Source organism: Bdellovibrionales bacterium (genome assembly GCA_016714165.1).
In the GTDB taxonomy this organism is placed as follows: domain Bacteria; phylum Bdellovibrionota; class Bdellovibrionia; order Bdellovibrionales; family UBA1609; genus JADJVA01.
This window is the reverse complement of record JADJNU010000013.1, coordinates 1-7,481: the sequence shown is the minus strand read 5'-3', so window position 1 is coordinate 7,481 and position 7,481 is coordinate 1. Positions and strand designations below refer to the sequence as shown.

The 7,481-nt window shown below is 44.6% G+C and carries 10 protein-coding genes; 6 read left to right on the top strand and 4 right to left on the bottom strand.

Features of this window, described 5'->3' with window-relative positions:
- The first annotated feature begins 35 nt into the window (after positions 1-35).
- The 6 genes from IPJ71_19555 to IPJ71_19530 all read left to right on the top strand — a co-directional run bounded on the left by IPJ71_19555 (position 36) and on the right by IPJ71_19530 (position 4,168).
- Positions 36-404 carry a hypothetical protein gene (locus tag IPJ71_19555; GenBank protein MBK7845838.1) on the top strand — a complete coding sequence of 123 codons (369 nt, stop codon included), beginning with the start codon at positions 36-38 and terminating at the stop codon, positions 402-404.
- Positions 401-751 carry an IS66 family insertion sequence element accessory protein TnpB gene (gene tnpB, locus IPJ71_19550; protein ID MBK7845837.1) on the top strand — a complete coding sequence of 117 codons (351 nt, stop codon included), beginning with the start codon at positions 401-403 and terminating at the stop codon, positions 749-751. Before IPJ71_19555 ends, tnpB begins: the two co-directional genes overlap by 4 nt.
- 37 nt (positions 752-788) lie before the next feature.
- On the top strand, positions 789-2,048 hold the full coding sequence (locus tag IPJ71_19545) for a transposase (protein MBK7845836.1): 1,260 nt from the start codon (positions 789-791) through the stop codon (positions 2,046-2,048).
- Positions 2,011-2,367 (top strand): transposase, encoded by a 357-nt coding sequence (locus tag IPJ71_19540; GenBank protein MBK7845835.1) that lies wholly within the window; start codon positions 2,011-2,013, stop codon positions 2,365-2,367. The genes IPJ71_19545 and IPJ71_19540 overlap by 38 nt, the downstream gene beginning before the upstream one ends.
- 1,304 nt (positions 2,368-3,671) lie before the next feature.
- On the top strand, positions 3,672-3,875 hold the full coding sequence (locus IPJ71_19535) for a hypothetical protein (GenBank protein MBK7845834.1): 204 nt from the start codon (positions 3,672-3,674) through the stop codon (positions 3,873-3,875).
- Positions 3,876-3,946: 71 nt separating this feature from the next.
- The gene (locus tag IPJ71_19530; GenBank protein ID MBK7845833.1) at positions 3,947-4,168 is read left to right on the top strand and encodes a hypothetical protein; all 222 of its coding nucleotides are present in this window, start codon (positions 3,947-3,949) and stop codon (positions 4,166-4,168) included.
- A gap of 241 nt (positions 4,169-4,409) precedes the next feature.
- Here IPJ71_19530 and IPJ71_19525 read toward each other — a convergent pair whose 3' ends face one another.
- From IPJ71_19525 to IPJ71_19510, 4 genes are all read right to left on the bottom strand, one after another.
- Entirely contained in the window at positions 4,410-4,943 is a 534-nt protein-coding gene (locus tag IPJ71_19525) for a hypothetical protein (GenBank protein ID MBK7845832.1), read from the bottom strand.
- A gap of 295 nt (positions 4,944-5,238) precedes the next feature.
- Entirely contained in the window at positions 5,239-5,817 is a 579-nt protein-coding gene (locus tag IPJ71_19520) for a hypothetical protein (protein ID MBK7845831.1), read from the bottom strand.
- Entirely contained in the window at positions 5,787-6,209 is a 423-nt protein-coding gene (locus tag IPJ71_19515) for a transposase family protein (GenBank protein ID MBK7845830.1), read from the bottom strand. Before IPJ71_19515 ends, IPJ71_19520 begins: the two co-directional genes overlap by 31 nt.
- 110 nt (positions 6,210-6,319) lie before the next feature.
- Positions 6,320-6,640, bottom strand: a complete 321-nt coding sequence (locus IPJ71_19510; GenBank protein ID MBK7845829.1) for a hypothetical protein — start codon at positions 6,638-6,640, stop codon at positions 6,320-6,322.
- Between the last annotated feature and the right edge of the window lie 841 nt (positions 6,641-7,481).

Below are 7,481 nucleotides of genomic sequence, written 5' to 3'. Positions count from 1 at the left end.
GAAATGGGTTTCACCAACAAGGAGACCCTATTTCTATGAGACAAGAAAAATCTAAGCTCAATGAACTTAAGAGAAAAGTCGAACTATGGCGGAAGAAGAAACAACATCAGAGAGCAGCTATGCCCAAACAACTTTGGCGAGAGGCTGTGGACCTCTGTGAAGTCTATTCTGCCAGTAGAATAAGAAGGGAACTTCGTCTTGAGCATTCAAAGCTTAAAGCTTTGCTTGCAATGAGGGGAAAACAAGAGAGTCAGGCAGAGTTTGTGAGCATTGATTTGGCAAACCGAATGAATGTGAATCCAGTTTGTGAATGGGTCCGAACAGACGGCGCCAAGCTTCGTGTGAGGGTGCCAGTCAGTGATCTTGGTCAACTGGTGAGTTCATTTTTTGGAGGCCAACTGTGATCACAATGACACCCCAGATGAAGGTTCGCCTCTATTCCCAGCACATTGACTTTCGAAATGGCATTGATGGTTTGTCTGGACTTTGCCGTCGTCATTTTGATCTGGATCCTTTTTCCGGAGCTGTTTTTTTATTCCGTAATCGCCGAGCCACAGCAGTTAAAGTTTTGGTTTATGACGGGCAAGGGTTCTGGCTATGCCAGAAGAGATTGTCCCAAGGTCGTTTCAAATATTGGCCGAAGAATCAAGAAAGCGCGAGTCAACTGACTGCTCAAGAAATAGGAGTTCTTCTGTACAATGGTGATCCACTGAATAGTCGTATGGCGTTGGCTTGGAAAAAAGTCAGTTGACATAAAATTTATTCATGAGTCTAGTGTGTGCACCACTATGAATGCACACCAAGATCAAGAGCCCTCTCGAATTGAAATAAGTGAGAGCCATCTCAATAAACTAATCGCAGAGATTCAAGCAAACTCACTGACTCCACAATCCAAAGAGATTGTCGTTAAAGTGCTTGTATCATTTCTTTGGATAAATCGACAGCTTGAGAGCAAGAGGCTTTCAATTAAAAAACTTCTTCGCTTATTTTTCGGTTCGAAGACAGAAAAGTCTAAAAAAGATAATAATAAAGATGAGCCACCAATGAACGGCCAATCTGGCAATAAACAAGAGGGCCCTGTTAAGCCAAAGAGCAAGGGTCATGGTAAGAATGGCCAAGCTCAATATGAGTCAGCTGAGCGAATCCGAGTGACTCATCCAACACTTGCCGCTCAAGATCAGTGTCCTTCTTGTAATCTGGCTTCTTTGTACCCATATGGGTTTGGTGCAACTCTTCGGATATTTGGCCAAGCTCCGCTCTGTGCAAAAGTCTATGAACTTGAGCAGCTTCGATGTTCTAGTTGTCTCGAGTTTTTTACTGCGCCCCTGCCGGCAGAGGCCGGCCCCGATCGCAATCATATCACTGCAAATGCCATGGTGGCCCAGCTGAACTACGGCACAGGGGTCCCTTTTCACCGCCTGGAGACTTTGCAAAAGAACTTGGGAAGTCCTGTCCCTGACGCGACTCAATTCGACATGTCCGAAAAAGTGGCAAACTGTGGAGCCCCTATCGTGAAGTACATGACGACATTGGCTGCCTCAGCCGAGAAGCAGGGCTTTGATGATACTCCGATGCCAGTCCTTTCATTGATGAAGGAAAATAAAAATCTCTCAGACTCAGAACGCAAAGGAATGCAAACGTCTGCGATTATAGCCCATTCTGGAGAGAATAAAATTGCCTTGTTTATTACAGGCAGGAATCATGCAGGTGAAAATATAGGGGACCTACTCAAACAGAGAGACCCAGCCTCCCCAAAAGTAGTCCAAATGTCTGACGCGTCGGCAAATAATTTCTCTCATGAATTTATGGATCTTGTGATCAAAAGCCTCTGTCTTGACCATGGTCGAAGGAATTTTCATGAGCTGCTCGAAGCTTTTCCAATAGACTGTCAGCATGTAATCAAAGAACTTGGCAAAGTTTATAAGAATGATGCTGATGCCAAAGGGCTCCTGCCTTTAGATAGACTTCTCTATCATCAAGAGCATTCCCTAGAAATCATGAATAGGCTAAATAGTTGGATGGAAGATAAAATCGAAAATAGAGGTTGAGCCCAATAGCGAACTCGGAAATGCCATTGCCTATTTTCTTAAACATTGGAATGGACTGACCGCTTTTCTTCGAATAGCTGGGGCCTCACTTTCAAATGCTGAGGTGGAGCGGCTGGTTAAAAAATGCGTCCTTCGTCGCAAGGGATCAATGTTTTACAAAACAGAAGCTGGCGCTTGGATAGGTGATATACTTATGAGTTTGATTGAAACTGCTCGTTTGCCGGCAGAAATCCTTTTGAATATCTTGTTGCTATCCAAAAATATGCTGCCCAGGTCCGCGTCCACCCTGAAGACTGGCTGCCCTGGAACTATCAACTGACACTTGCTAGCCTTTGACATAGAGGCACCTCTCGCAGCTTAAACCTACAGTAAGGTAAATCCAAATATTTTGTCACGCAACCTCACCGGAGAGACACGTTTAAGGAGTCCAAAGCTTTTAGTTCTTCATCCGTCGCATTCTTAACTTCGTCAAACACAAGAAAATCGAGCCAGCCGCATTACCTAAAAATACTCCGACCTCATAGGGTCCCGTCGGTAGCTTTGCTACTTTAACAGTGGATTGTCCACGTCTGCTGTAGAGATATTAACAAGCCCTCTGACAAACAGTTTTGCCTGATTTTTGGGTCCTAAAATAAGTAACCTGGGAGTTGTCCTGGAGCTAGGTGAGCAGCATTGGCTGGATCAGGTACCCGCGAGTAATTCACGAATGAATTTGAATCATGATCCCATGCGAAGGTTGACTTTAAATCGTCAATAAAACTTTTGAGCAATGCCTCATCTGTCGTAGTAGCGGGTGAGTTCTGCCGCATAAGTCTTCTTGCAATCGGTTTGGGTCGTGGTCATGCCATCCCGTCTTGATTTGGTAAAACAGGTCGATCGTAAATCGCCACTTCGTGAAGTGCAGATTTTAAGAATGCTTCTTTCTCAAAATTAAAAATCTGACTGTCTCTGATGTTTTGTCGATGTGAACTTTACCTTTTCTATTCTTCCATACATGGAAAGTCGAAGGAGCAAGGCGTTCTGCGAGTTTTCCTGAGATATGCTTGGCCAAGGATTATAGCTTGCAGACCAAAACGTATGTCTTCTGCTATCTGTATGTGGATTGGCTTTAGGGTAAATCTGCTGACAAATGGAGCCTCCAAAGTAAAACTCACGATTGTCTAGTGGATACTGGTCATCAAAAATGAGAAAGCTGCATACTCGTTTTGATCTTTTTCTTTGGCTCTTTTTGCAGGCAGATATGAAATTTTCTTGGAATAGCTGACGAGCTAACTCTCGTCAGACTCAAACTCACCTTTGGTTTTTGAGTTCGTGGATAAGAGAGAATACATGATCCATTCTGGCATGAACCGTTTTGTCCAAGACATCACCAAGTGGTCGTTCTTCGTTTTTGTTCTATTCATAGATGTGGATGGTGTGAATTGTGGTTTCCACGATCCCCACGCTTTCCGCACTTTCTAAAGGTTTCAGTTTTCATATTTCCTCCGTTGTTAGTTGGGATTGTTCCCAACATGAGGAACGGCAGGTGATTCGGACATTTATAGGGCGTTTCCTACAAAAAATTGTCCGATGCGGATGTATATGAGATTGGAAATCGGTAAAGTTCCAGAAAGAAGGTATACAATGTTAGAAGAACTTAATTTTGAGGAATCTGAAAACTGGGAGTCGAATGAATTGCTCGATGATTTGGAAGGTGAATGTCAGGAGGTTTTTGACCACGCAGAGCAGATATGCGTCAAACTGAGATGGATGCAATGTTGCTTCTCTGTGGATCATCCGTCCAAACTCAACCCAGAGAAGTATATGCAATCGTTTCGGGGAGACTAAACATTACTGAAGGCAAGCGATATGGTCCCAAACTATGCGCACTAGTTGAAAACGTTAAAAGTGAATTTTTAGTGAAGTCAGAAGAACTTACTCGAGTGGTCGAACTGATGAATTTCATAATGAGTTTTTGTGACGACGATCTTGCATCAGATTGTTTGGTTTTGTGCAGTTTCGAAGAGAATTCAATTCGACTTAAACAGTTGAGCAATCAGCAAATTGTTAATGAGCCATTGGACATGACTTCGCCGTACTTCTATTTGAGGAAGTATTTATTGGAGGGTACACAGAGCTAGTTAAATGATGGATAAGTCATCATTGTTTTAGTGGCTCAAGGAAGGATCGGCCCGGGCGACACTATGCGGAATAAGTTTTTCGCATTCGGGGTCAGAGAAAAGTGACGGCGTTGGGATTATTTGTTGTGTCCCAACTTAGAGTGAAGGGAGCCGGAGCCGCATCCATGCGGCTCCTTTTTCTCCGACCATCATCAGGTGCTCGGGTTGCACTTCTGCAGAGCCCTATCCCCCTGAGTGACGCTTAATTTTTGAGAGATTTTTGTTTGGTTTTTGTGATGGGTGGAAAGAGCTCGAAAAAAAGCTCAACACCGAGTTGTTTTGCTTTTTTTCGTAAGCCCAGAGCCAAGATTTCACTGGCTAGATTCATCATGATTCTTGGATTTTGCAGACAATGCTCAACAAGCGAGCTGATGAGTTCTTCGGTCATGAGGTCCGGGCGGCCGGCATTGGTCATGACTCCGTTAAGCAACTTCACCAGATTGCTCTTGGCTAAGGGGTCGAGATTAATTCTGGTGCGTATTCTTGTAGCCAAAGGCAGAAGGCTTTCTTCCTGCAATTTTGCGGGAAGCCTCTGGTCACCTGCCAAAATCACAGTGAGAAGTATTTGAGAATCAAACTTTTTGCTGGTGAGAAGCCTGAGTTCCGACATTGTCGCAATTTGCATTTCCTGAGCCTCGTCAATAACCAGGACGGGACGAAAGAGGGCCGTATCAATGTGGTTTTGCCATTTCTCTCTGAGTGAAGTATGACCTCGGTATCTGTTACTGGTGCGCACATCGAGACCAAAAGGGACCCGAGCTCTCTGTAAAAGTCATTGAGACCACTTTGAGGGCGGAGAGCTCTTGAAGTTGTACCTCTTTTTATTTTTGAGATTCGGTCAGACAGGGCCCTCAAAGTCACCGACTTGCCGAGACCAGACTCGCCGGTGATCATAGCAAACCCGCCATCGAGAATGAGACTCTCAACTCGCCAAAAAAACTGATCCCATTGATCATTTGAGACAATACCATCGAGAGGAATCTCTGGTGTGAAGGGATTCCATTTAAGTCCATAAAACATCTGAATTTCATTCATTGTGTTTTCTCTTTATTGGAATTTGTGTGGCCGCTGTCATTCTGAGTTTCACTGAGAGGAATGTATGCGGGAGGAATGCCGGTCATAGCAAATTCACTCATCATCTTTTGCAAGAGAGGGGGAATGTCGTGAGAGTCATCCTTCTTCATTTCAGAGATGACCTGTCTTTTTCTGTCAGAATTTTGTTTGAGATCAATTGGATAAGCTGGGGTGAGAATGACCTTTGTCTTTGGATCAACAATATCAACATTGGTAAAGTCCCACTTTGCATAATGAATATGGATTTTTCGTAGGCCTCGATAGACCAGAGGAAGAATCTCAAACCTTTTTGCATCAATCGTAAAAGTGGCATCACTTCGCCGCACCCGCCGTACGATTTCGCGACGAAAACATTGTCTGAGCACTGTCAAGGATGGACTGGGTCTGGTTACTTTTTCGGACTCAAGCCATTTATTGACTGGGCTTTGCTTGAGCTCCGAATGGACATTCGAATTGTATTCTTGCTCGATCCAGATCCCGGTCAAATGGTTGAGCTTCTCGAGAGTCAACGTCTTATCATTTTCAAGCAGGGCCATGAGCCGCCCCTCAAGATTGCCCCAAAATGACTCCTGTTTACCATTTTGATAGGGCTATAGGGCATCGTGAGATCATGTTGAATACTTAACCGCATAAGCCCCTGGGTGAACTCGGCACTCACCATGGCCGCACCATTGTCGCTCATCAAAGCCCTCGGAAGACCTCGCTTCAGGAGAGCTTGCATAAAGCCATGGCTCAAAGTCTCTGCTGTCTCATGGATAAACCACTGAATATGGCAACACAGGCGAGTGCAGTCGTCCATAATGGCCAAGCAAATAGGGACCACTCGCTGTCCATTGGGCATCAGGACCATTCTACGAGCATGATGAAAGTCAAGATGCCACAGACCCCCTGCAAAGGGAACTTCGTAGGATCTTTTCTCCTTGGTCACCACCGTTCGATTTCGATGCCACCCTTGCTGAGCAAAGAGTCTTCTCGTCGAACTGTAGCAGGGGACTTTTTCAGACGGCCGCCAGGCGACCAAATTGTCATGATGAAGCTTTACTGTCCAACGTGGGTGCCTCTGGTATTGATCCTCGAAAAATGTCTTAGTCTTTTCATCAAAAATTTGAATTCGACCATCATCACTTCTTTTTTTAACATGAGAGCATCATACGGATTCGGACTTCTCTTCGCTTTGTAATACCATCTCTCGACTGTGGCATAACCATATTTCTTTGGAGTCCCAGTTCTGGGATCTTTCCAAAGCTTCTCACTCAATACTTTCAGCTTCAAACAGAGCTCCCCCTTGGCTACCGGTGAATTCAAAAGTTCCCCGATGACTGCAAAACGGAGCTCTGCCGTTTTTTGATGAATTGACATACTTCCCTCCTTTTTCGTTTAAATTGACCCGACTTTTCACTCATCGGTTTGATCAATTCTTAGAAAAAAGCTCTACCGGCCATCATGGATCTTTGTCTAAGGGCATCCTGTGGCGGAAAAATTCGGTCATCATTTTATTCTCACATCCCAGTAAATTCATAAACCTAGCAAACTGGCTTGGGCATTGGCTTGCAAAGCATTTCACCAAGGATGGCAGAGAATACTCAAATTCAACCTGAAGCAGACCCCTGGTCAGGGACATAAACGAACCCTGTTGATTTAAAACTAACTCCCAGAATTTATGCCAACGCTGAATAGTTTGCCTGGCTGAAGAAGGAATGAACCCAGAGAATTCAAAATTCATCGCTACCGCCAACAGAGCGTAGACCTTACGCCACAGAAACCTTGCCGAAATAGGGGTTAATCTTTTTCTGCAATCCGCACAGCGAAAACTGATACGGGTCTCTTCAAGGGTGTCGGCCTCAACCCCCCGTACTTTCCGAGGAAAATCAGCTCTATAAAGCCGACCCCCGCACCCACAACGGCAGTCTTTTTGAACTTTTTTAGCAACAGATTCATCCATCGCTTTGAGAGTCGCCCAAACTATGATAGCTCTGCCCGTGATTCACCTCAGCTTCTTTTTTTCAAGACAGAGATCAATATTGAATCAGGTCCCGGGTCAATTCTGACCCGGTATTTTCTTGTCAAATTGTCTAAAATAGCTTTGCAGACAAATTCAGATTAATGCGCACGCTAAGATCTCGATCACTGAGGGTACTGACCCCTGTCCGTCAAACAGCTGTTGAGTTATCGCGGGAATCTCCATCAAACAAAGACTTAG

Excerpts from the sequence above, each read along its gene's own strand:
- IPJ71_19555 (MBK7845838.1), top strand. The coding sequence starts at position 36 with ATGAGACAAGAAAAATCTAAGCTCAATGAACTTAAGAGAAAAGTCGAA.
- IPJ71_19520 (MBK7845831.1), bottom strand. The coding sequence starts at position 5,817 with ATGGCCCTGCTTGAAAATGATAAGACGTTGACTCTCGAGAAGCTCAAC.
- IPJ71_19535 (MBK7845834.1), top strand. The coding sequence starts at position 3,672 with ATGTTAGAAGAACTTAATTTTGAGGAATCTGAAAACTGGGAGTCGAAT.
- IPJ71_19510 (MBK7845829.1), bottom strand. The coding sequence starts at position 6,640 with ATGTCAATTCATCAAAAAACGGCAGAGCTCCGTTTTGCAGTCATCGGG.
- IPJ71_19545 (MBK7845836.1), top strand. The coding sequence starts at position 789 with ATGAATGCACACCAAGATCAAGAGCCCTCTCGAATTGAAATAAGTGAG.